Here is a 22,994-nt window from a genome sequence, read left to right as displayed (position 1 = left end):
AGGTAGTTCTTCCGTCGCTTTTTCTGTTATTTTGTCTTAATGCACATTTCCATCATGAAATAATATTCGTTTTTTGTGCATTTATCTAAATTTATTTTGTTACATTTGCAAACACTTTACAAGAAAACCGAAAAAACTAACCATTATACACGTTATGAAAGAAAGAATTTTAGTAACAGGCGGAACCGGATATATCGGCTCTCATACTGTGGTAGAGCTGCAAAACAGTGGATACGAAGTAATCATCATTGATAACTTATCTAATTCAAATGCTGATGTAGTAGATAACATCGAGAAAGTATCAGGTATTCGTCCTGTTTTTGAGAAACTGGACTGTTTGGATTTTAACGGTTTGGATGCCGTGTTCAATAAGTATAAAGGTATTAAGGCAATTATTCACTTTGCAGCCAGCAAGGCAGTAGGTGAATCTGTAGAAAAACCATTGCTGTACTACCGCAATAATCTGGTTTCTTTAATCAATCTGCTTGAGCTGATGCCAAAACATGGTGTAGAAGGTATTGTATTTTCTTCTTCATGTACTGTATATGGTGAACCGGATGAATTACCTGTAACAGAGAATGCTCCGATTAAGAAAGCTACTTCTCCCTATGGAAATACAAAACAGATTAACGAAGAGATTGTCAGGGATACTGTAACTTCAGGTGCTCCGATAAATGCTATTTTGTTGCGCTACTTTAATCCGATCGGTGCTCATCCAACAGCATTATTGGGAGAACTTCCTAATGGCGTACCACAAAATCTTGTTCCCTATTTAACCCAGACAGCTATCGGAATTCGTGAAAAACTGAGCGTGTTTGGTGATGATTATGATACACCCGATGGTTCATGTATCCGTGATTTTATTAATGTTGTAGATCTTGCCAAAGCACATGTGATTGCTATCGCACGTATTCTTGAAAAGAAACAAAAAGATAAAGTTGAGACTTTCAATATCGGTACAGGTCGTGGAGTTTCGGTTCTTGAACTGATCAACGGATTTGAGAAAGCTACAGGCGTAAAACTGAACTATCAGATTGTAGGGCGCCGTGCCGGTGATATAGAAAAAGTGTGGGCTAATCCTGATTATGCAAACAATGAATTAGGATGGAAGGCACAGGAAACTCTTGAAGATACACTGCGCTCTGCATGGGCTTGGCAGTTGAAACTTCGTGAAAGAGGTATCCAATAAATTAGAATATTGTTTTAATTAACATATAAGAAATGAACAAATGTTTTTATACATTTGTTTATAGGATGCAAATCGGCCTGATGCTGTTTATGTGTATGTGAATATCCATAATTGGTACTTATGCCTCCCCGGCATAGACAGGTAAGATTGCATAGTAGTTTTGTCGTGTTTTATTTTGTGTTTGTGTTGTGACAGTACTACGACGTGAGTCGTGGTACTGTTTTTTTATTATGAACTTTATTTGATTTATCTTCTTCCGCTTTGTCAGATTATTGTCTGAGAACAAAATGTGATTACACTTTTAAATCACTTTACCAATACTACTACCGGATTCGATTCTTCATTCAATTCTTTTAAGACACTTAGTTCTTTCTCTATTTTTATTTCAGGATGTTCCTCCAGCCAGCTAAGAATGTCGTCTGCCTGGACTAAAGAGGCATATTCTCCTTTTTCATTAAAGAAAGTAGGGTTGAAAGGCATAAGCTGAGTTAAGTCATCGATGAATTTATTATCAGCTAAAGCTATATGGGTTACCTTCGTCTTTTTATCATAAATTCCATTGTATAAAACAGGCTTTTCCGTGTATAGTCCTCTGATAAATTGGAAATAGAGTAATTTGTTATTCTCTATTGCATAGCTGACCAGGATACGGTCACTATTGTTTTCCGAAAGTGTTCGTTCTTCTGCCGGCCAATGATATTTGCCGGTATTGAATATCATGTGTTTTTCCAATTGATAATCTTTCAATGTATAAATGGTGTCAGTAAACAATTCCTTGAAACGGATTTCATTATTATTTTTCCAAAGTGCCGTATGATTAGGCACACAAATGCTCTGCTTTCCATTACTGTATTGTATGTGGATGATACCACCTAACAGTCCGAATCCTTTGCGTACGGAAATACTGCTAATATCGTCTACCTGTCCGGTACCTAATTCAGGTATAATATTAGGGATTGTATCTATGAAATTGCCTTTTTCAGAAAAGTATAATACCGAACTGGGACATTTCTGCCCCAAACCACCTACATAATGTCCTACGATAATAGAATCACAAAATATAAATCCGTTGAGTCCGGGACGATTTATTTGAATACTGCCGGTTGAGGTTTCCGGAGTGGGAATGGTGATGATTCCCGCAAATTTACCTTTTTGGTCATATTTTACCAGTTGATTAGGTTCACGGTTAAAATATAACAACTGGTTTTGTAGATTCAGATATCCATTAGTACTATTATAAGCCTCCGGATCATCTCCTCTATGCCCTACGGAGCAAATAAACTTTCCGGTTTGCTTATCAAACAACAAACATTGTTTCCCATTATGGATCATAATCTTATCATCCAAAAGTTTAACTTCCGGAAAATCTCCGATTAAACAAGAGTCTGTTGTTTCTAAAGGGATGTATTGGATTGTTTTTCCAAGATCAGATACTTTGAGCTCTGCCAGTTTTTCTATTCCTTCGGCAATATCTATCTGATTGATTTCCGAGGTTTGCTGTGTTCTATTGCAAGAAGGCAATAATAATAATAGGGCGAAAATGCCACATGGTACAATTTGTCTCTTCATGTTTTTATCATTTATTTTAGGTTATAAAATACCTGTTGTTCGTTATGAAGGACAAATAAACTAAATATTTTAGTGATTAAACTATTTGTTGTAGTTAAATAACCAAAATATTTAGTTTTTTGATTCTTGAAAAATCTATTTCATAAGGATGACTACCGGATTAGATTCCTCGTTGATCTCTTTTGCAAAAGCAAACTTGCCATTTGGTTTAATTTCCGGATGCTCTTCCATCCATTCTAAAACACTACTTGCCTGAATAAGATCTACATATTCATTATCAGCATTACATCTACGGGGATTCAGAGGCATGAAGTTATCAATATCGTTCATAAAACTCTGTCCTTTGCTTACTTGAGTCGTTTGAGTGTTTTTATTGTATATGCCGGTGTATACCTCATCTCTCTGCCTGAACTGGAATATGATGATTGAAGCACTTTCCATCACATGATCGATTTTAATTCTTTCATCATTTTTCTTTTTCTGGTATCTTTCTTCTACCGGATAATGATATTTTCCTGTATTGAAAACCAGATAAGGATGTGACTTATTTCCGGATAAGGTGTAGATTGTGTCCAGATAAGCTTCTTTAAAACGTACTTTTCCATCATGTTTCCATAATGTAGAAAGCATCCGTGGAGATTCAATGACCTCATCACTGTTAAAGTATGCTATTATCATGCCATAGATCCCCATGTTGCCGTAGAACTCTCGTGCTTTTTCATTCTTTAATATGTTTATTCGTATTGTATTTATGGCTACGGGTATAACTGGCAGTAGAGATGGGATACTGTCTAATATTTCCCCCTTTTTGTCAAGGAGGAGAAAAGGGGGCTTCTTTTCCGTTCCTTTTATCGGGAAAAGGTCGGATTGGTAACTGATGATTAATGAATCTGTGAAAACAAAGCAAGCAGGATTTCTTGGGCCTAAGCTTTTGGAAACCTTAACTTCGCCTAAATAATTACCTTTCAGATCGTAGCGCATTAAACTACCGTTCCACCCGACAAAATATAGTTCTTCTGCCACATCATCGATCCAGAAAGTCGCTTCACTATATCCTCCCGGATCGTTACCTACATGTCCGATAGAACGTATGAATTTGCCGTTGGTTTTATCGAAGACTAAGCATTGCTTGTTTGTGCTAACGATAATGTTGTTTTTATAAACTTGTATATCCGGATTGTTATTGATCAGACAACTGTCTGTGGTTTCTAATGCTATATAATTGATTTCCTTTAGAAAATCGGAAGCTTTAAGTTCCGTTGGATTTTTAATTTTTCCAACAATATCTATCTGTCCGGGCGCTTTCGTTTCTCCTGATGGAGAGGTACAAGAGGCTAATAAAAGCATAGCACATCCGTATGCCAATAAGTAGTTTTTCATTGTATTATAATTTATGATGGGGCTATTTCAATTTCGTTTGAAAACAGAATGCCTGGCCGAAATCTAAATCTGCTATTTCTTCTTCAGGGTTGAATAAACCGAAGACAGATGAACCGGAACCAGACATGGCAGCATATACGGCTCCTTTGCGGTAAAGTTCTTTTTTGATATCTTCGATTACAGGGTACTGTGGGAAGACACTTTCTTCAAAATCATTCAGCATGTTGTCTTTCCATTCGTTTACCGGACGTTTGATGATTTCTTTTAATGAATGTTCGGGATGGCGGGGCCTAATGAATGAAAAAGCTTCCCGCGTCGAGACAAAGATATCGGGTTTTACAAGTACTAACTGATACCCTTTCAGTGATAAATCGACAGGGGAAAAGACATTTCCGATACCTTCTGCGAAAGTTGGTTTGTTTTTTATAAAAAAAGCGCAGTCTGCTCCTAACATGGCAGCATATTCTTCCAGTTTCTCGTCTGTCAGATGCAGGTAAAATTTTTCATTTAGCAGCTTCAGCATGAAAGCAGCATCTGCAGAGCCACCTCCTAATCCGGCACCCGAAGGAATATGTTTGTACAAGTATATATCTATCGGGGGTAATTGAAATTCCCGATCAAGTAAAAGATAAGCTTTTACTACCAGATTGTTTTCGGGTTCTCCACTGATTTCAAGACCGGATTGATGCAAAGCAAATTTCTGTTTAGAGTCATTCAATATTGTAATTTCCAGAGCATCTTCCAGAGGTACAGGATAGAACACTGTTTCCAGGTTATGGTATCCGTCCGGACGTTTTTCAGTAATGTTCAGCCCCAGGTTTATTTTGGCATTCGGAAATGTAATCATGTCTTTGGACTATTAATGATTCGTGGTTAATGATTAATGCTATCTAATGGACGCAAAGTTAAATAAATAATTCAGATTTGATAATGGAAAATTGATAATAGAGAATTATCTTTGCCTACATTTTGTGGATGTATACAACTTAATCCACTATTCATTTTCTATATTTCAATAAAAATACAGATGGCCGAACAAAGAAGAAATACCCGTAGTACCACTAAGTCCAAGGTTCAACCCGTAAATGATTATGGGCGTATCCAGCCGCAAGCGCCGGAACTGGAAGAAGCTGTGCTCGGGGCCTTGATGATTGAAAAAGATGCTTATTCGCTGGTGAGTGAGATTCTCCGTCCGGAATCGTTTTATGAACATCGGCATCAGTTGATTTATGCTGCTATTACCGACCTTGCCGTTAATCAAAAACCGGTAGATATTCTGACAGTAAAAGAGCAACTCAGTAAGCGTGGCGAGTTGGAAGAAGTCGGAGGACCATTTTATATTACTCAATTGAGCAGTAAAGTGGCATCTTCTGCTCACATTGAATATCATGCTCGTATCATAGCACAAAAATATCTGGCAAGAGAACTTATAACTTTTACAAGTAATATTCAGAGTAAGGCGTTTGACGAGACTCTTGATGTAGATGATCTTATGCAAGAAGCTGAAGGAAAACTCTTTGAGATTTCGCAGCGGAACATGAAGAAAGACTATACGCAGATCAATCCGATCATAGCGGAAGCTTACGAACAGATTCAGAAAGCCGCCGCACGTACCGATGGTCTGAGCGGATTGGAGAGTGGATATACCAAACTGGATAAGATGACTTCCGGATGGCAGAAATCCGACTTGATAATTATTGCAGCCCGTCCGGCCATGGGTAAAACGGCTTTTGTACTTTCAATGGCTAAGAATATTGCCGTGAATTTTAGGAATCCGGTAGCCTTGTTTTCTCTTGAAATGAGTAACGTTCAGTTGGTCAATCGTCTGATCTCGAACGTTTGTGAAATTCCGAGTGAAAAAATCAAGAGCGGACAATTGGCAGCTTATGAATGGCAACAGCTCGATTATAAACTAAAGGATTTGCTGGATGCACCGCTTTATGTGGACGATACACCTTCACTTTCCGTATTTGAACTTCGTACCAAGGCGCGTCGGTTAGTACGTGAGCATGGAGTGAGAATTATCATCATTGACTACTTGCAGTTGATGAACGCCAGCGGTATGGCATTCGGCAGCCGCCAGGAAGAGGTCAGTACCATTTCACGTTCATTGAAGGGACTTGCCAAGGAGTTGAATATCCCGATTATTGCTCTGTCACAGTTGAACCGTGGTGTCGAGAGTCGTGAAGGACTTGAAGGAAAGCGTCCTCAGTTGAGTGACCTTCGTGAATCCGGTGCCATTGAGCAGGATGCCGATATGGTGTGCTTCATTCACCGTCCCGAATATTACAAGATATTTCAGGATGATAAAGGAAACGATCTCCGTGGAATGGCCGAAATTATTATCGCTAAACATCGTAATGGTGCAGTTGGCGATGTTCTGTTGCGATTCAAAGGTGAATATACCCGTTTCCAGAATCCGGATGACGATATGGTGATTCCATTGCCTGATGCAGGAGCTATGTTGGGGTCGCGCATGAATAATACCGGGAGTGTACCTCCGCCTCCAGCTGAATTTGCCCCTCAGGGAGGTAATCCGTTCGGAGGAAGCAATGACGGACCTTTGCCTTTTTAGAAATAAGATATTTATTTAATTTATAATACCATGAAAAGATATTGCCAAACACTCGAATTGTACGACGATTCGGAATTGATTCGTGCTTATGTTGCAGAACATCAGCATGTGTGGCCGGAAATTAAAGCAGGTATCCGTGAAGTCGGGATACTCGATATGCAGATTTATATCCACGAACATACTCTCTTTATGATTGTCGATACGGTAGATGAATTCGATTGGATAAAAGATAACGAACGTCTGGCTAAACTGCCTCGGCAGGCTGAATGGGAAGCTTATATGTCCCGCTTCCAGCGTTCGTTGCCAGGACAAGCATCACACGAGAAATGGAAAATGATGGAACGTATATTTAAACTCTGACGATATGCAAAAACTACTATCTTTGCCTCCTAATCTGGTTCAGTCCTTTCATGAATTAGAGCGGGTAAACCGTACCGATTGGTTTTGTACTTCCGATCCGGTAGGCAAAAAACTTGGTTCCGGAGGTGGAACAGCTTGGTTACTGAAAGAATGTTATAACGAATTTGCTGACGGGACCTCTTTTTCCGGGTGGCTGGGAAAAGAGAAAAGAATTCTGTTGCATGCAGGCGGACAAAGCCGTCGTCTGCCCGGTTACGCACCATCGGGCAAGATACTGACACCGGTTCCTGTGTTCCGATGGGAGAGGGGACAACACCTTGGGCAGAACTTGCTTTCCTTACAGTTGCCTCTGTATGAAAAGATCATGTCTTTAGCTCCGGAAAATCTGCATACATTGATTGCGAGCGGTGACGTATATATTCGTTCGGAGAAGCCTTTACAAACCATTCCGTCTGCAGATGTAGTTTGCTATGGACTATGGGTTGATCCTTCATTGGCCACTCATCATGGTGTATTTGCTTCCGACCGGAAACATCCTGAAAAACTTGACTTCATGCTCCAAAAACCTTCTTTGGATGAACTGGAGTCATTGTCAAAGACTCATCTTTTTCTGATGGATATTGGCATCTGGCTTTTGAGTGACCGTGCTGTGGAGGTGTTGATGAAGCGTTCCTATAAAGAGAATTCTGAGGAACTGAGATATTACGATCTTTATTCCGATTTTGGATTGGCTCTTGGCGCACACCCGTGCATTGAAGATGAAGAGGTGAATACTTTGTCGGTTGCTATTTTACCTTTGCCCGGGGGAGAGTTTTATCATTATGGTACCAGTAAAGAGCTGATTTCTTCCACTCTTTCTGTGCAGAATAAAGTGTACGATCAGCGTCGTATCATGCATCGTAAAGTAAAACCCAATCCGGCTATGTTTGTCCAAAATGCTGTAGTGCAGATACCTCTCTGTGCAGAGAATGCTGATTTATGGATTGAAAACAGCCATATAGGGGCTCAGTGGAAGATAGCTTCACGACATATCATAACCGGTGTACCGGAAAATGACTGGACATTGACTGTTCCTGCCGGAGTGTGTGTAGATGTGGTTCCGATGGGAGATAAGGGCTTTGTTGCCCGTCCATACGGTCTGGACGATGTTTTCAAAGGAGATTTGAGAGATTCTAAAACAACCTTGACGGGTATTCCTTTTGGTGAATGGATGGCGAAACGTGGTCTTTCATATACAGATTTGAAAGGACGTACGGACGACTTGCAGGCTGCTTCTGTATTTCCTTTGGTTAACTCTGCTGAAGAATTGGGATTGGTGTTGAGGTGGATGTTGGCCGAACCTGAGTTGGAAGAGGGAAAGAGCATTTGGTTACGTTCCGAACGTTTCTCTGCAGACGAGATTTCGGCAGGTGCCAATCTGAAACGTTTGTATGCACAGCGTGAAGAGTTCAGAAAAGGAAACTGGAAAGCATTGGCCGTTAATCATGAAAAAAGTGTTTTCTATCAACTCGATCTGGCCGATGCGGCCGAAGATTTTGTACGTCTTGGTTTGGATATGCCTGAGTTATTGCCTGAGGATGCTCTGCAGATGTCACGAATCCATAACCGGATGTTGCGTGCGCGTATTTTGAAATTAGACGGGAAAGACTATCGTTCGGAAGAACAGGCTGCTTTTGATCTGCTGCGCGATGGATTGTTAGGCGAGATCAGCAACCGCAAGAGTGAACCAAAACTGGATGTATATTCCGATCAGATTGTTTGGGGACGCAGTCCTGTACGTATCGATATGGCAGGAGGGTGGACCGACACTCCTCCTTATTCACTTTATTCGGGAGGAAACGTTGTGAATCTGGCCATTGAGTTGAACGGACAACCTCCCTTACAGGTTTATGTGAAGCCGTGCAAAGACTTCCATATCGTCCTGCGTTCTATCGATATGGGTGCCATGGAAATAGTATCTACGTTTGATGAATTGCAGGATTATAAGAAGATCGGTTCACCATTTTCTATACCGAAAGCCGCTCTATCGTTGGCAGGCTTTGCACCTGCGTTTTCTGCTGTATCTTATGCTTCATTGGAGGAACAGCTTAAAGATTTCGGTGCAGGTATTGAAGTGACTTTATTGGCGGCTATTCCGGCAGGTTCCGGCTTGGGTACAAGTTCTATTTTAGCTTCTACCGTACTTGGTGCCATTAACGATTTCTGTGGTTTAGCCTGGGATAAGAATGAGATTTGTCAACGCACCCTTGTTCTTGAACAATTGTTGACTACCGGTGGTGGATGGCAGGATCAGTATGGAGGTGTGTTGCAGGGTGTGAAGCTTCTTCAGACCGAGGCGGGTTTTGCTCAAAGCCCATTGGTGCGTTGGCTACCCGATCATTTATTTACGCATCCTGAATATAAAGACTGTCACTTGCTTTATTATACCGGTATAACTCGTACGGCAAAAGGAATCTTGGCAGAAATAGTCAGTTCCATGTTCCTCAATTCATCGTTGCATCTCAATTTGCTCTCGGAAATGAAGGCACATGCATTGGATATGAATGAAGCTATACAGCGTGGAAGTTTTGTTGAGTTTGGCCGTTTGGTAGGAAAAACCTGGGAACAAAACAAAGCATTGGATAGCGGAACGAATCCGCCGGCTGTGGAGGCAATTATCGATCTGATAAAAGATTATACTTTGGGATATAAATTGCCGGGAGCCGGTGGTGGCGGGTACCTATATATGGTAGCGAAAGATCCGCAAGCTGCTGTTCGTATTCGTAAGATACTGACAGAAAACGCTCCGAATCCTCGTGCACGCTTCGTTGAAATGACGCTGTCGGATAAGGGATTCCAAGTATCACGATCATAAAATCATTATTAGTCGACGGGAGGTAAATACTTTATCTCTTGTCGACTTCCTATTCTATTCCTCATTAAGTTTGCCTCTTCTGTTATTCTGATAGTAAAATAGAGATTCTGATATCTTTAAGTCTGCTTTTTTCTTGTTTTAAAAACTCTGTTGTCTTGAGAAAGTGATGAAATAGCAAGTGATGGAGCATTAACTTGCCTTTAATTCGTTTCTTCATACGTGTACTCTTCATACGAAGTTAACTTCGTCTTTGCAAAACATTAACTTCTTGTGAAGAAGAAGTTAGTTATAAGAAAATACGAAGTTAACTTCGTATAGTTACGAAATTCATTTTCATTGAAAATCCTCCTACTTTTTGCCTCACGATTTCATTTATTGAACAAAAACTATAGAATTCTTTTCTGTAGCATAGGTCAATATGAATCATTCCTGAATGTTATTTTGGAGGTATAGGATGCCTTTTCCGTTGCTTACTGATTGAAATTAGTGCATGTTTGTCGATCTTTTGACTGGTGATTTGATTTATTTGGTGGAGATATGATTTTGGTGAAAATAGAATCCCGGTGTTTTTTATAACAACTTAGTCAGTGGTCCGTAAATAAGGGATTCCTGAAACTACTCAAAATACAATGTGACAGAATGCTTTTGGGAGTATATAGTTTCTAAACCTTTATAGATAGAATAATGAAGATTTTATTTTGTTGGGTAATTTGTTTATTATCAGTATATTATGTGGTAAACGTAGAAAGAACAAAAAGAGTAAATTCTTTGGTAATTAACTGATATTCAGTAGTGAATGTGTTTCAAAAGACGTTCGTCTTTTGAAACATCAATTATGGAGATAAAAGACCACATGCAAAATAAGTAAAAAGCTGTTTTTATTACCAGATTATTATCTGATAATCAGCACATAAAGAAGTATATTTACTTTTTCATCTAAAAATATTTTGTACATCAAAATTTAGTTTATACCTTTGTGCTATTAAACGAACGTCTTTTGAAACATCAATTGATCGAATCCGTTCGTTTCCACCTAAAATAAGTCATAAAAAATCTTGCAGTTTGGCTGAGAAAAAGAGTCTCACCCAACTGCGAAGCATACCCGGACTTAAGTAAATCACTCAGGAATATATCCTTCTAAATGTCTCAACAACAAGAATATTGGTTCGCTGCCCGTACCCGTAAGGATCAGGAGCTTACTACTCGTGACGCATTAGAGAAAATAGGTGTCGAGTACTTTTTGCCGACCCAATTTGTCATTCGTCAATTGAAATATCGCCGGCGTCGTGTAGAAGTTCCTGTCATTCGTAATCTTATATTTGTACATGCTACCAAAGAGTTTGCTTGTGCTATTGCCAACGAATACGGGGTTCGTCTTTTCTATATGCGTGATTTTGACACTAAGAGTATGCTTATTGTTCCCGATAAGCAGATGAAAGATTTTATGTTTGTCATGAATCTCGACCCTGCTGCTGTTATCCTCAACGATGATTGTTTCGCAGTTGGCACCAAAGTACAAGTTATCAAGGGAGATTTTTGTGGAGTTGAAGGTGAACTGGCCAGTCTTTCTAATCGTACTTATGTCACTATCCGTATTCGTGGCGTTTTATCTGCCAGTGTCAAGGTTCCTAAAAGCTACCTTCGCATTCTCGCACCGTAATCAGTAATATTTTATCATATAAAATGAATACTCTTATGACCCAGATTCATGAGCTGCAACATGTGGCTCACGAATTATTGTATTTGGGCGCTGACGGTTCTCCTATCTATGCCGACAGTTTCCGTCAATTAAACACTGAAGTGCTTCAAAAATCTGATGCTTTGTTTGCTTTGAAAGGAGAAAATCCGGAAGAAGAAGCACGACTTTGCCTGGCTCTCTTGATGGGCTACAATGCAACAATCTATGATTATGGCGATAAGGAATCTAAGAAACAGGTTATTCTGGATCGTTCCTTGCTTGTGTTAGAGTCTCTCCCGTCTTCTTTGCTCAAGTGTCAGCTTTTGACATATTGTTATGGAGAAGTTTTTGAGGAAGAGTTGGCAAAGGAAGCTCATGCAATTATAGATTACTGGGATAATAAAACTTTATCGATAGATGAACAGGAGACTGTAGATATGCTGAAGATGATAGAGGAAAATCAGTATCCAAATAATTATATTGATTAATATTTTTTTAATATAAAAATATCTTCTTTATTATTCAAAATGAAAAGACGTGTATTTTTAGAATGAGGAATTGGTATATACTATTTCCTTGCTTTGTTAATGATATTTTACTTGATATCTATACTTAGATTAATTAGTGTTGAGGAGTATTTGATATAAACGATATATTATAATGAGTAAGAAAGAAACACTCAAGCAACAAATTCTCGATTTAACCCGGGAATACTACAAAGAGGTTCACGGTTCCTCCCGCTCTTTCGAACCTGGTAAGAGTTTTGTCAACTACGGCGGCCGCTATTTCGATGACCGCGAATTGGTGAACCTGGTTGACTCGTCCCTTGACTTCTGGCTGACTGCCGGTCCCTGGGCCCGGAAGTTTGAAATCCGTTTTGCCGAATGGCTGGGTGTGAAGTATTGCTCCCTGACTAATTCGGGCTCTTCGGCCAACCTTCTCGCCTTTATGGCCCTGACCTCACCACAGTTGGGTGAGCGCAGAATCAGGCGGGGTGATGAAGTGATCACGGTAGCCTGCGGCTTTCCCACAACGGTGACCCCCTGCATCCAGTATGGTGCGGTCCCTGTTTTTGTGGATGTCACCATCCCCGAGTACAATATCGACGTGACTCAACTGGAAGCCGCATTATCTCCCAAAACTAAAGCGGTAATGATTGCCCACTCTTTGGGTAACCCGTTTGATTTGCAGGCTGTCAAAGATTTCTGTGATAAACATAACCTCTGGTTGGTAGAGGATAATTGCGATGCCCTTGGCTCTACTTATACAATCGACGGTGTGGAAAAGAAAACAGGTACGATCGGCCATATCGGCACGAGCAGTTTCTATCCTCCGCACCACATGACGATGGGAGAGGGGGGCGCTGTCTATACCGATGATCCTCTGCTGCACAAACTGGTCAACTCTTTCCGCGATTGGGGCCGTGACTGCTGGTGTATCGGGGGCGTTGACAATACGTGTAAATACCGTTTCAGCAAACAGTTTGGCGACCTCCCGGTAGGTTACGACCATAAATATGTCTATTCCCATTTCGGGTATAACCTGAAAGTGACCGATATGCAGGCTGCCATCGGCTGTGCCCAGCTTGAGAAACTGGACTCCATTGTCGAAGCCCGGCGGTCGAACTTCGCCTACCTGAAAGAAGGCCTTGCGGGTACATCCGGCCTAATCCTTCCCGAAGTGCAGAAGAACTCCGACCCGAGCTGGTTCGGTTTCCTTATTTCGGTGAAGGAAGATGCGGGCTTCACCCGTAACGACCTTTCCCAACACCTGGAGAGTAGGAAGATCCAGACACGCAACCTGTTTGCGGGCAACCTTCTGAAGCATCCCGCCTTTGATGAAATGCGCTCCACGGGTGAGGGCTACCGCGTAATCGGCAATCTGGAAGGTACTGATTACGTTATGAATCATACCCTCTGGATCGGTGTCTATCCGGGCATGACCCGTGTCATGCTCGACCACATGATCGGTACGATCCGTGACTTTGTCTCTTCCCGCAAGTAATTTCCGGTTATTAACCTTCAGTAATCTGTCAAGCATAATGAAAGCCGTCATTTTAGCCGGTGGCTTCGGCACCCGCCTGAGCGAAGCCACTAACCTGATCCCCAAACCTATGGTGGAGATCGGTGGTAAACCCATCCTCTGGCATATCATGAAAACCTACAGCCATTACGGCATCAACGATTTCGTGATCTGCTGCGGTTATAAACAATATATCATCAAGGAGTATTTCGCCAACTATTTCCGTCATAACAGCGATATGACCGTGGACCTTTCCAACAATACGACCACCATTCTGGATAACCATTCCGAGAACTGGAAAGTCACGATGGTCGATACCGGGCTGAATACCCAAACGGGCGGACGTATCCGGCGTGTACAGAAATATCTCGGGAACGAACGTTTCCTGCTGACCTATGGTGACGGTGTCACCGACCTGAACATCGGTGATACCCTGAAGGCTCACGAGTCTTCGGGCTGCCTCCTTTCCCTTACGGCCTACAAACCCGGTGGTAAGTTCGGCGCCCTGCAGCTCGATCTCGATACGGACAAGGTCCTCTCTTTCCAGGAGAAGCCCGACGGTGACCGTAATTGGATCAATGCGGGCTATTTTGTGTGTGAACCCGAAGTGTTTGATTATATCCCTGAGGGTGACTCCACCATCTTTGAGCGTCAGCCCCTCGAGTCTATAGCCAAGGCGGGCCGGATGCACGCTTTCCGTCATACGGGTTTCTGGAAACCGATGGATACTCTGAGAGACAATACAGAATTGAATGAAATGTGGGATCAGGGAGTCGCTCCCTGGAAAGTGTGGTAAGCCGTATGGGAATTGATATATTTGATAATTTTTATCGGGGCAAACGCGTCCTTGTCACTGGTCATACCGGTTTTAAAGGCAGCTGGCTCTCTATCTGGCTCCATGAATTGGGGGCCGAGGTGATTGGTGTGGCCCAAGACCTTTTTACGGCTCGAGACAATTTCGTACTTTCCGGTATCGGCGAGAAAATTAAGGCCGACCTTCGTGCCGATATCCGCGATGGTGAGCGTATAAAGGCTATCTTTCAGGAATGTCAACCTGAGATTGTTTTTCATCTTGCCGCCCAGCCCCTGGTCCGTCTGAGCTACGATATCCCTGTGGATACATACGAAACGAACGTGATGGGTACGATCCGTGTGCTCGAGGCGATCCGTTCTACTGACAGTGTGAAGGTGGGTGTGATGATCACCACGGACAAGTGCTACGAGAATAAGGAACAAATCTGGGGTTACCGTGAAAACGAGGCTATGGGCGGTTACGATCCTTATTCCAGCAGTAAGGGGGCGGCTGAGATCGCGATTGCTTCGTGGCGGCGTTCTTTCTTCAACCCCTCGGAGTATGCCCGACACGGCAAAAGCATAGCCAGTGTACGTGCTGGTAATGTGATCGGCGGTGGCGACTGGGCCTTGGACCGTATCATTCCGGACTGTATCCGTGCATTGGAATCGGGACGGACGATCGATATCCGCAGCCCGAAGGCTGTCCGTCCCTGGCAACATGTGCTTGAACCGTTGAGCGGTTATATGCTGCTCGCACAAAAGATGTGGGCCGCCCCTACGGACTATTGTGAGGGCTGGAACTTCGGTCCCCGTTCCGAGTCCATCTCGACAGTTTGGGATGTGGCCACCCGGGTTGTGTCCGAGTATGGGCGGGGTGAATTGCGTGATCTCTCTACTCCGGATGCATTGCATGAAGCCCGTCTTTTGATGTTGGATATCTCCAAGGCTCGGTTTCGTCTGGGCTGGGAGCCTAGGATGAATATCGGGCAGACGGTCGGATTGACGGTGGACTGGTATAAGAGATACCGGGAAGAGGCGGTGTATGATGTTTGTGTTGACCAGATAAAAGATTATTTATTGAAATGAAGATATTATTGACGGGGGCGACTGGCTTTTTAGGATCGCATATTGCAGAAGCCTTGCTGGCAAACGGTGTTAACTTGATGATAACCAAACGGTCAATGTCTTCGTTGAACAATTGCGTCTCTTTCATTGATCATGTACAAGTCATAAACTCGGATAACCCTATCTGGATATCGCAAGCTTGCTCTTTTAGCCCTGATATTATTATTCATTCAGCCTGGACGGGAGTCCTGTCTGGCAATAGAGACGATTGGCCGGTCCAACTGTCTAACATTGACTTTATGAATTCTTTGCTTTATATAGCAGAGAAAAGTAATGTTTCTAAATTTATAGCTTTGGGTAGTCAGGCCGAATATGGGGATTTTGATGGGATAGTCACTGAAGATGACGGCTTGTTTCCAGTTAATAGCTATGGATACGTGAAGTCCATGGTTTCCTGGATGGTTGGTTCTTTCTGTGATTTACGTGGAATTGATTGGTACTGGTTAAGAGTTTTTTCCGTATACGGAGAGCGGGAGTCAAACCAATGGCTGATCCCCGGTCTTTTGACTAATATGCTTGACAATATGGCTGGTATGGATCTGACTTTAGGGCAACAACGCTACGCTTATTTATATGTGAAGGACTTTGCCAATGCCGTAATGAAAGTATGTTCAGGGAAAGCTCCCTGCGGTGTCTATAATTTATCATCTTCTACTGCGATCGAATTAAGAGTACTTCTTGAACATTTGAGAGATAGATTAAATCCGGCTTTTGAGTTGCGTTTTGGTGCGTTACCCTATCGTGCCGATCAACCAATGTTGGTGCAAGGTGATGTGTCGAAATTTGTAAAGTCGTTTGGAGGATTTGAGAATACACCGTTAAATACCGGTTTGGAGTATACTATCACTTATTATAAAAAACAACATGAAAGTATCTGACTATATAATATCGTATATCGAGTCCCGGGGAGTACATGTCATATTCGGATATATAGGTGGAATGATCACCCATCTGGTCGATTCTGTTTCTCAGAATCCGAATATGCAATTTATTCAAACTTACCACGAACAGACCGCTGCTATCGCTGCAGAAGGCTTTGCAAAAGAATCCGGACTTTTTGGAGTTGCTATTTCGACCAGTGGTCCTGGAGCTACTAATATGATGACGGGTATTGCTGACGCATATTTTGACTCTATTCCGGTTCTTTATATAACGGGGCAGGTGAATACATATGAATACAAATATGATAAGCCTGTCCGTCAGCAAGGTTTTCAGGAGACGGATATTGTAAGTATGGTTAAGCCGGTCACTAAATATGCCAAATTGATAGATAAGGCTGAAGATATTAAATATGAACTGGATAAAGCCTTATATATTGCTTTGTCGGGTAGAAAAGGGCCTGTACTGCTGGATCTGCCAATGGATATCCAACGGGAGGAAATTAATCCGGAAACATTGATCGGATATTTCGGTGAGAGTATTTTAAATAATCCTTTGATAGCCTGGGAGGAAATCAGGTTATTAATGGAGTCGTCCCATCGTCCCATGTTGCTTTTAGGGGCAGGATGTTGCAATTCGGATATGTTTTTGCTGAATGATTTCATAAGACGGCACCATTTCCCAGTTATTACTTCTTTAATGGGTAGAGGGGCTATTGATGAAACATACGATAATTATATTGGGATGATAGGCAGTTATGGCAACCGTTGTGCTAACATGGGCGTTGCCAATGCCGATTTGCTGATTGCATTAGGAACCAGATTGGATACTCGACAAACTGGTGCCCGGTTGGATCAATTTTTATCAAATGGGCACATCATTCATGTTGATATTGATGATAACGAACTGGAATATCATCGTTTGTTGAATCGTAAAAAAGTGAATTGTACCATTGATTGCTTTCTACAGAAGGAAAAAGAAATGCCGGTTTCTTTAGGGGATATTTCAGAGTGGAATTTTTTCCTGCATGGGCTCAAGCAACGATATGGTCAGGATGAAGAAATAGAGCGTTTTGTTGAAAACAAATCTCCATATCGCTTCATGCAGTATTTTGATTCTTTGACTCAAACCGACGATGTTATATGTGCGGATATAGGTCAGAATCAAATGTGGGCGGCTCAAACCTTACGGTTAAAATCCGGGCAAAAATTTGTAACAAGTGGCGGACTTGCCCCAATGGGCTTTTCATTACCGGTAGCCATCGGGTGTTCGTTTGCCAATCCAAATAAAAAAGTTTTTTCCATAAATGGTGATGGAGGTTTTCATATGGCTATCCAGTCTTTGATGCTTATTTCTCAATATAATCTTCCTATTAAGGTAATAATATTGAATAATACTTCTTTAGGTATGATTACTCAATTTCAACATTTGTATTTTGATGATCGAATGTGTGGAACTACTTTGAATGGAGGCTACAGAGTGCCGGATATTAAATCTCTCTCTATGGCTTATGGCTTACCTTATTTTAGATTGACTGTTGATCGGTTGGATGATCCTGATTTGCGGGAAGAGATGCAGGCAGCCCACAACTGTATTATTGAATGTGTGGTAGAAGGCTTGACTAGTGTTTCTCCGAAATTGGAATATGATAAGCCTATTTCCAAGCCTTTACCTTTATTGCCAGAAGAAGAATATAAGGAGAATATGCTATCAGAGGTTTGATTGTATACTTTATCTGTGAGTTGTATGATATTAATATAATCCAATCAAATTGAGTTAGGGCAATGTAGGCATTTGGAGTAATGACAGTAGACATTAAAAAATAGTATCTTGATTTATTTCATTTTTGTCTTTATTTGTATATAAAAAATATTAGCATTTTTTTAAAAAAAGTATTTTCCTAACAAAATCTTAAGAGTGGCTTCAATGGATTTTTTTTGATATATTTATTTTGCTTATTTTATGGAGTGTTTTATATTGAATTTTAATAGATTATTTGTGAATGATAGTAAAAAATATTCTGCTTATAGTGAAGCGTGATAGTAGATGTCCATTTTTGGAAATGTATAGTATGTTTTAAATGTTTACTGGAAGAAATGCAGATATATATAATGACTTATAATAGACCTGATTGTGTAATTAATGCAATAGAGTCTGTACGGAAACAATCTTTTACTAATTTTACTTTAATTGTTTCGGATAATTCGACAAATAGTTTAACGGAAGAATTAATAAGAAAAACATATATATTTCCTGATTTTATTTATATAAAACGTGAACCACCAGTGGGAGGAATTGAGCATTTAAATCTAATTTTATCTGAGGTTACATCGGACTTCTTCATGATATTTCATGATGATGATGTGATGCATATGAATATGATTGAATCTCTTTATAATAAAATACGGGAAAGTGAATCTTATGTAGCGGTGGCAAGTAATGCATATATTATAAATTTACGTAAGGGAAAAAGGAGAATTTTCAACAAACTGAAACGAGATGTATGTATATTAACAGAGCATGATATGTGTGTTAGGTATATTACAAATGATATTTTACCTTTTCCATCTTATATGTATAGAAGCTGTATTGCTAAGAAAGTCAGTTTTGAAATAAGCGAAGGGGGAAAGTATTGCGATTCTACTTTTATTATAAAATTATTAAATTGGGGTACGGTTTATTGGATATCGGAGCCATTAATGGATTATTATGAGCATTCTGGACAGGATAGTGCAGTTTGGGAATATTGGCAAAAAAACGATCAGATTCGGTTTTTAATTAATCATTCCAATTTTAGACGGAGAGATTCTATCGTTTTAAATTTCAGAATACAAAATTTATATGGTGAACTATCAAGCAAAGGAATCAAGAGTATTAAAGGGAAGGCATTTTATAGATATATGAGGATATTTCTTTATTATTCTCCATTTAAGTTATTCGTTCGATTTATTGCAAAAAAAGTATTAATGATGTGATATTGATTGTTTATGATTAATATTAAAGTTTCAATACCTGACTCTGCTCCTCCTATTATTAGGCAAACGCCCAACTCTTCTGCAAAATGGGGTGATTGTTGTTTTTATATAAATACAGATGTAGCAGAATGTGATTATTGGTTTGTTCTTGATGAACTAAATGATACGGAGAAAACTATTTGTCCTTCGGAAAATCTTATTCTAATAACTGGAGAACCTCCCTATGTAAAATTGTATCCTCATAAATATGTAGATCAATTTTCACATGTTTTGACGTGTCAGAAGAATTTGTTAAAGAGGGAAAAAGCATGTTGTTCGAATCCTGCGTTACCTTGGATGGTGGGTGCGAAGTTAAAGTCTTTACCTGCAGAATGGGATATGAATAATTATTTGGATTATAGTTTTTTCTGTGAAGAACATGCATTGGATAAGAAAGATAAGATTGTAGTTATTACCTCTAATAAAGCTATGACTAAAGGACATAGACAAAGGTTAGATTTGGTTCTTGGTTTAAAAGAGCGGATTCCTGAACTAATGGATGTTTATGGAGCTGGTTTTAATAAAGTGGATGATAAATATGATATATTATCTATGTATAAGTATTCGTTGGTAATGGAAAATTGCAGATATTGGGATTATTGGACTGAGAAATTAGCTGATGCATATCTCAGTTTAACATTTCCTTTTTATTCGGGATGCCCTAATCTTGATTCATATTTTGATAAGAATGCTTTTGAAGTATTGAATTTGGAAGATGTAGATAAAATGGCTGTAAAAATAGAAGATGCAATAAGAAATGACCTCTTTTCTAGTAGAAAGAATCATATCCTTTCTGCTAAAAGAGATGTATTAGATAAGTATAATTTGTTTGCTATGATGTCGACTTATGTGTCGAAAAACGAAATAATGTCCAAAAAAGAAGTGAAAACTGAATGTACGATACAGCCACTTTATAGAACTTTTGAAACAAGAGTTAGAACTCGTATTCTCAAATATTGGGGATGGGAAATATAGTTTATGAATAGGACTACTATAAGCTTATTTTGGCAATTTATTGACCGTTTTTCTGTACAAGGTATTCAATTTTTAATAGGGATTGTTCTTTCTAGGCTATTATCTCCTAATGATTATGGTATTATTGGCATTATAATGGTTTTTTTTACCTTTTGTGATATTTTTGTTGATAGTGGTTTTGGTAAAGGATTGATTCAGAAAACTGATAGAACAGATATTGATTCTTCAACTGTATTTTTTTTTAATATTGTTGTGAGTTTGTGTTGCATGACAATATTATGGGTTACAGCTCCGTTTATTGCTGATTTTTATGAAAATCAGAATTTGGTTTTATTGTTAAGAGTCTCATCGTTCACTCTATTACTAAATGCACTTTCTGTTGTTCAGATGAGCCATTTGATAGCTTCTTTTTCTTTTAGATCGTTGGCAAAAGCTAACTTCCTTTCTACTTTTTTAAGTGGTGTATTAGCTATTGTACTGGCTCTGAATCGAATGGGAGTTTGGGCATTAGTCTGCCAGTATTTATTTAGAAGTCTGATTTTATTTTTTGTTGTTTGGTTTTCAACTAGGTGGGTACCAAAAATTGTTTTTTCAAAGTCATCTTTCAAGGAATTGTATTCTTATAGTAGTAAGATCTTTTTGGGTACATTTGTCAATCAGATTGTTAGCAATATAAATAATATTTTTATAGCAAAACAACTGTCGGTTTCGAGTTTAGGGTATTATACACGAGGGCAGCAGTTCCCTTCTTTTATTCAAGGAGCACTTTCTTCTATTTTTTCAAATGTATCTTTACCCCTTTTAGCGGAGAGAAAAAATGATATGTTTGAATTCACATCACAGGCAAGAAATTTTATAAAATTAGTGATGACCGTAACTTTACCTATGATGTTTTTATTAGCTCTTTTATCAAAACCTTTGGTAGTTATATTATTAACTGATAAGTGGTTACCATGTGTTCCAATAATTCAAATATACTGTTTAATTAGACTGTTCCAAAGTAATGGAATAATAAATTTGAATTGTGCATTGGCCGCAGGTCGTTCTGATGTTGCATTGAAAGTTGAATTGATAAAGATTCCATTAGGATTATTGTGTCTTATTATTAGTTTAAAATATGGACTGTACTATTTTGTTTTGGGGCAATGTATTTTAGCTTTTATAAATTTATTCATTGATTCACATTTTACGGGACGCTATATTAATTACGGTATCTTATCACAAATAAAGGATTCAATATCATTATTTATTTCTGGTATGATTGTAGCTGCATTTTCTTCTTTGTTTTATTTGGTAATTGATAACCCATATATTCAGGTGATAGCTATTTCATTGTCGTTTTGTATGGGTTATTTTTCAATTCTTTTTTTCTTGAAAAATAAAGAATTACTATATTTTTTGAAATATATTAAAAATAGATAATACTATATATGCTATCTCATAAAAAGAAAATTGCTTTCTTTTTCCCTAGTTTTCATGTTGGAGGAGTGGAAAAGGTATTTATAACATATGCCAATAAACTGATTGAGGATGATTATTATGAAGTTCTAATTTTTGTTTGTAAAAAAGAAGGTGAACTATTATCTTTGGTGAATACTAGTATTATAGTTGTCTCACTAAATAAGCGTCTTGGACTTTGTTGGTTACCTTTATTGTATAATCTTAAAGCATATTCTCCTGATGTCTTAATTGCAGGACCAGATTTTCCCAATATAGTTGCTTTGATATTAGTTCGTTTATTCAGGTTAAAAATAAAATTGTTAATCACTCAACATAATTACTATAATATAGAGTCTATATCATTAGGGTGGTATGGCAAATTATTACCTTTGTTTATAAGGTTTTTCTATCGTTTTAGTGATAGAGTAATTTCTGTATCTGATGGTATTACTGGTTTTTTATGTTGTCATAATGTACCAATGGAAAAAATTACTCGTATATATAATCCTATTGATATTAAATTAATAAATTTGAGAGCACAGGAAACAACAGAATTTGAACTACCTTCAAAGTACATTCTTTTTGTTGGAAGGTTGTGCCCTGTTAAAAATTTATCATTATTATTAGATGCTTTTGAATTAATTTCAGCATCATATACTGACTTGAATTTGGTGATTATTGGCTCTGGTGAGTTGAATAGAGAGTATCAAAATAAAAAAACAAATCAAAATGTATTTTTTTTAGGAGCATTATCTAATCCTTATCCATATATAAGCAAAGCTGAGTTAATTGTCTTATCATCTTTCTCTGAAAGTTTTTCATTGGTCGTGGCAGAAGCTTTAGCTTTAGGTACAAATATAGTGTCTACTCCAACTTTAGGACCTATGGAAATATTAGAAAATGGAAAATATGGTTTTATTTATGATGAATTTGAAAATCCCAATAAATTTGCGTCGTTTATTATGAAGGCCATTAATAATCCTCTTAATTCTGAGTTTTTGAAAGAGCGAGCACTCGTATTTGATATTGGTTATATTATAAAACAGTTAAAGGATAGCTTTTAATAATGATGGACTTCCTATGTTTAATTAATTTGTTTTTTTTCGTGTTTTTGACTATATATTATCCAATATATATAT

At 39.0% G+C, this 22,994-nt stretch carries 18 protein-coding genes; 15 read left to right on the top strand and 3 right to left on the bottom strand.

Translation table 11 applies throughout. The features are described 5' to 3' along the window. Nucleotides 1–154 precede the first annotated feature (154 nt). Nucleotides 155–1,189 carry a UDP-glucose 4-epimerase GalE gene (gene galE, locus JZY04_RS10215; RefSeq protein WP_005778195.1) on the top strand — a complete coding sequence of 345 codons (1,035 nt, stop codon included), beginning with the start codon at nucleotides 155–157 and terminating at the stop codon, nucleotides 1,187–1,189. Nucleotides 1,190–1,495: 306 nt separating this feature from the next. Here galE and JZY04_RS10210 read toward each other — a convergent pair whose 3' ends face one another. The 3 genes from JZY04_RS10210 to ispE form a co-directional block, all read right to left on the bottom strand. Then, a complete protein-coding gene (locus JZY04_RS10210; protein ID WP_122143151.1) occupies nucleotides 1,496–2,758 on the bottom strand; it encodes a DUF4934 domain-containing protein in 1,263 nt (420 codons plus the stop codon). A gap of 135 nt (nucleotides 2,759–2,893) precedes the next feature. Continuing rightward, the gene (locus JZY04_RS10205) at nucleotides 2,894–4,138 is read right to left on the bottom strand and encodes a DUF4934 domain-containing protein (protein WP_005806525.1); all 1,245 of its coding nucleotides are present in this window, start codon (nucleotides 4,136–4,138) and stop codon (nucleotides 2,894–2,896) included. Nucleotides 4,139–4,160: 22 nt separating this feature from the next. Next, on the bottom strand, nucleotides 4,161–4,985 hold the full coding sequence (ispE, locus tag JZY04_RS10200; protein WP_032542580.1) for a 4-(cytidine 5'-diphospho)-2-C-methyl-D-erythritol kinase: 825 nt from the start codon (nucleotides 4,983–4,985) through the stop codon (nucleotides 4,161–4,163). A 180-nt stretch (nucleotides 4,986–5,165) separates the two neighbouring features. Here ispE and dnaB point away from each other — a divergent pair, with 180 nt between their 5' ends. The 14 genes from dnaB to JZY04_RS10130 all read left to right on the top strand — a co-directional run bounded on the left by dnaB (nucleotide 5,166) and on the right by JZY04_RS10130 (nucleotide 22,919). Further along, nucleotides 5,166–6,713, top strand: coding sequence for a replicative DNA helicase (dnaB, locus tag JZY04_RS10195; protein ID WP_032530667.1), 1,548 nt, complete (start codon nucleotides 5,166–5,168; stop codon nucleotides 6,711–6,713). Between the two features lie 30 nt (nucleotides 6,714–6,743). After that, complete coding sequence (locus tag JZY04_RS10190) at nucleotides 6,744–7,073, top strand: L-rhamnose mutarotase (RefSeq protein ID WP_005778184.1); 330 nt, start codon at nucleotides 6,744–6,746, stop codon at nucleotides 7,071–7,073. 4 nt (nucleotides 7,074–7,077) lie between these two features. After that, nucleotides 7,078–9,927 (top strand): bifunctional fucokinase/fucose-1-phosphate guanylyltransferase, encoded by a 2,850-nt coding sequence (locus JZY04_RS10185; protein ID WP_122143150.1) that lies wholly within the window; start codon nucleotides 7,078–7,080, stop codon nucleotides 9,925–9,927. A gap of 1,141 nt (nucleotides 9,928–11,068) precedes the next feature. Next, nucleotides 11,069–11,587, top strand: coding sequence for a capsular polysaccharide transcription antiterminator UpeY (upeY, locus tag JZY04_RS10180; RefSeq protein WP_005778177.1), 519 nt, complete (start codon nucleotides 11,069–11,071; stop codon nucleotides 11,585–11,587). Between the two features lie 35 nt (nucleotides 11,588–11,622). Next, nucleotides 11,623–12,093 carry a UpxZ family transcription anti-terminator antagonist gene (locus JZY04_RS10175; protein WP_181996477.1) on the top strand — a complete coding sequence of 157 codons (471 nt, stop codon included), beginning with the start codon at nucleotides 11,623–11,625 and terminating at the stop codon, nucleotides 12,091–12,093. A gap of 172 nt (nucleotides 12,094–12,265) precedes the next feature. Next, nucleotides 12,266–13,609 carry a lipopolysaccharide biosynthesis protein RfbH gene (rfbH, locus tag JZY04_RS10170; protein ID WP_122143148.1) on the top strand — a complete coding sequence of 448 codons (1,344 nt, stop codon included), beginning with the start codon at nucleotides 12,266–12,268 and terminating at the stop codon, nucleotides 13,607–13,609. A gap of 37 nt (nucleotides 13,610–13,646) precedes the next feature. Further along, nucleotides 13,647–14,423 (top strand): glucose-1-phosphate cytidylyltransferase, encoded by a 777-nt coding sequence (rfbF, locus tag JZY04_RS10165; RefSeq protein WP_005781149.1) that lies wholly within the window; start codon nucleotides 13,647–13,649, stop codon nucleotides 14,421–14,423. Nucleotides 14,424–14,428: 5 nt separating this feature from the next. Further along, entirely contained in the window at nucleotides 14,429–15,508 is a 1,080-nt protein-coding gene (rfbG, locus tag JZY04_RS10160) for a CDP-glucose 4,6-dehydratase (RefSeq protein WP_122143147.1), read from the top strand. Further along, a complete protein-coding gene (locus tag JZY04_RS10155) occupies nucleotides 15,505–16,425 on the top strand; it encodes an NAD(P)-dependent oxidoreductase (RefSeq protein ID WP_122143146.1) in 921 nt (306 codons plus the stop codon). The genes rfbG and JZY04_RS10155 overlap by 4 nt, the downstream gene beginning before the upstream one ends. Then, nucleotides 16,412–18,148, top strand: a complete 1,737-nt coding sequence (locus JZY04_RS10150) for a thiamine pyrophosphate-binding protein (protein WP_220575417.1) — start codon at nucleotides 16,412–16,414, stop codon at nucleotides 18,146–18,148. The genes JZY04_RS10155 and JZY04_RS10150 overlap by 14 nt, the downstream gene beginning before the upstream one ends. A gap of 389 nt (nucleotides 18,149–18,537) precedes the next feature. Then, nucleotides 18,538–19,401, top strand: coding sequence for a glycosyltransferase family 2 protein (locus tag JZY04_RS10145; RefSeq protein ID WP_181996475.1), 864 nt, complete (start codon nucleotides 18,538–18,540; stop codon nucleotides 19,399–19,401). Nucleotides 19,402–19,413: 12 nt separating this feature from the next. After that, nucleotides 19,414–20,415, top strand: a complete 1,002-nt coding sequence (locus JZY04_RS10140) for a glycosyltransferase family 10 domain-containing protein (protein WP_122143143.1) — start codon at nucleotides 19,414–19,416, stop codon at nucleotides 20,413–20,415. A 3-nt stretch (nucleotides 20,416–20,418) separates the two neighbouring features. Next, nucleotides 20,419–21,837 carry a lipopolysaccharide biosynthesis protein gene (locus JZY04_RS10135; protein ID WP_014299012.1) on the top strand — a complete coding sequence of 473 codons (1,419 nt, stop codon included), beginning with the start codon at nucleotides 20,419–20,421 and terminating at the stop codon, nucleotides 21,835–21,837. A gap of 8 nt (nucleotides 21,838–21,845) precedes the next feature. Further along, the gene (locus JZY04_RS10130; protein WP_122143142.1) at nucleotides 21,846–22,919 is read left to right on the top strand and encodes a glycosyltransferase; all 1,074 of its coding nucleotides are present in this window, start codon (nucleotides 21,846–21,848) and stop codon (nucleotides 22,917–22,919) included. The last annotated feature ends 75 nt before the right edge of the window (nucleotides 22,920–22,994 follow it).

Source organism: Bacteroides sp. 11BF, from assembly GCF_019633765.1.
Classification (GTDB): Bacteria; Bacteroidota; Bacteroidia; order Bacteroidales; family Bacteroidaceae; genus Bacteroides; species Bacteroides hominis.
The sequence above is the reverse complement of the archived record's forward strand: the minus strand, read 5'-3'. Positions and strand labels throughout refer to the sequence as shown.

Coding starts and splice junctions, on each gene's coding strand:
- rfbF (WP_005781149.1), top strand. CDS start 13,647: ATGAAAGCCGTCATTTTAGCCGGTGGCTTCGGCACCCGCCTGAGCGAA.
- JZY04_RS10185 (WP_122143150.1), top strand. CDS start 7,078: ATGCAAAAACTACTATCTTTGCCTCCTAATCTGGTTCAGTCCTTTCAT.
- JZY04_RS10210 (WP_122143151.1), bottom strand. CDS start 2,758: ATGAAGAGACAAATTGTACCATGTGGCATTTTCGCCCTATTATTATTA.
- JZY04_RS10150 (WP_220575417.1), top strand. CDS start 16,412: ATGAAAGTATCTGACTATATAATATCGTATATCGAGTCCCGGGGAGTA.
- ispE (WP_032542580.1), bottom strand. CDS start 4,985: ATGATTACATTTCCGAATGCCAAAATAAACCTGGGGCTGAACATTACT.
- rfbG (WP_122143147.1), top strand. CDS start 14,429: ATGGGAATTGATATATTTGATAATTTTTATCGGGGCAAACGCGTCCTT.
- JZY04_RS10205 (WP_005806525.1), bottom strand. CDS start 4,138: ATGAAAAACTACTTATTGGCATACGGATGTGCTATGCTTTTATTAGCC.
- JZY04_RS10190 (WP_005778184.1), top strand. CDS start 6,744: ATGAAAAGATATTGCCAAACACTCGAATTGTACGACGATTCGGAATTG.
- dnaB (WP_032530667.1), top strand. CDS start 5,166: ATGGCCGAACAAAGAAGAAATACCCGTAGTACCACTAAGTCCAAGGTT.
- upeY (WP_005778177.1), top strand. CDS start 11,069: ATGTCTCAACAACAAGAATATTGGTTCGCTGCCCGTACCCGTAAGGAT.
- galE (WP_005778195.1), top strand. CDS start 155: ATGAAAGAAAGAATTTTAGTAACAGGCGGAACCGGATATATCGGCTCT.
- JZY04_RS10155 (WP_122143146.1), top strand. CDS start 15,505: ATGAAGATATTATTGACGGGGGCGACTGGCTTTTTAGGATCGCATATT.
- JZY04_RS10130 (WP_122143142.1), top strand. CDS start 21,846: ATGCTATCTCATAAAAAGAAAATTGCTTTCTTTTTCCCTAGTTTTCAT.
- JZY04_RS10135 (WP_014299012.1), top strand. CDS start 20,419: ATGAATAGGACTACTATAAGCTTATTTTGGCAATTTATTGACCGTTTT.
- JZY04_RS10140 (WP_122143143.1), top strand. CDS start 19,414: ATGATTAATATTAAAGTTTCAATACCTGACTCTGCTCCTCCTATTATT.
- JZY04_RS10175 (WP_181996477.1), top strand. CDS start 11,623: ATGACCCAGATTCATGAGCTGCAACATGTGGCTCACGAATTATTGTAT.
- rfbH (WP_122143148.1), top strand. CDS start 12,266: ATGAGTAAGAAAGAAACACTCAAGCAACAAATTCTCGATTTAACCCGG.
- JZY04_RS10145 (WP_181996475.1), top strand. CDS start 18,538: ATGACTTATAATAGACCTGATTGTGTAATTAATGCAATAGAGTCTGTA.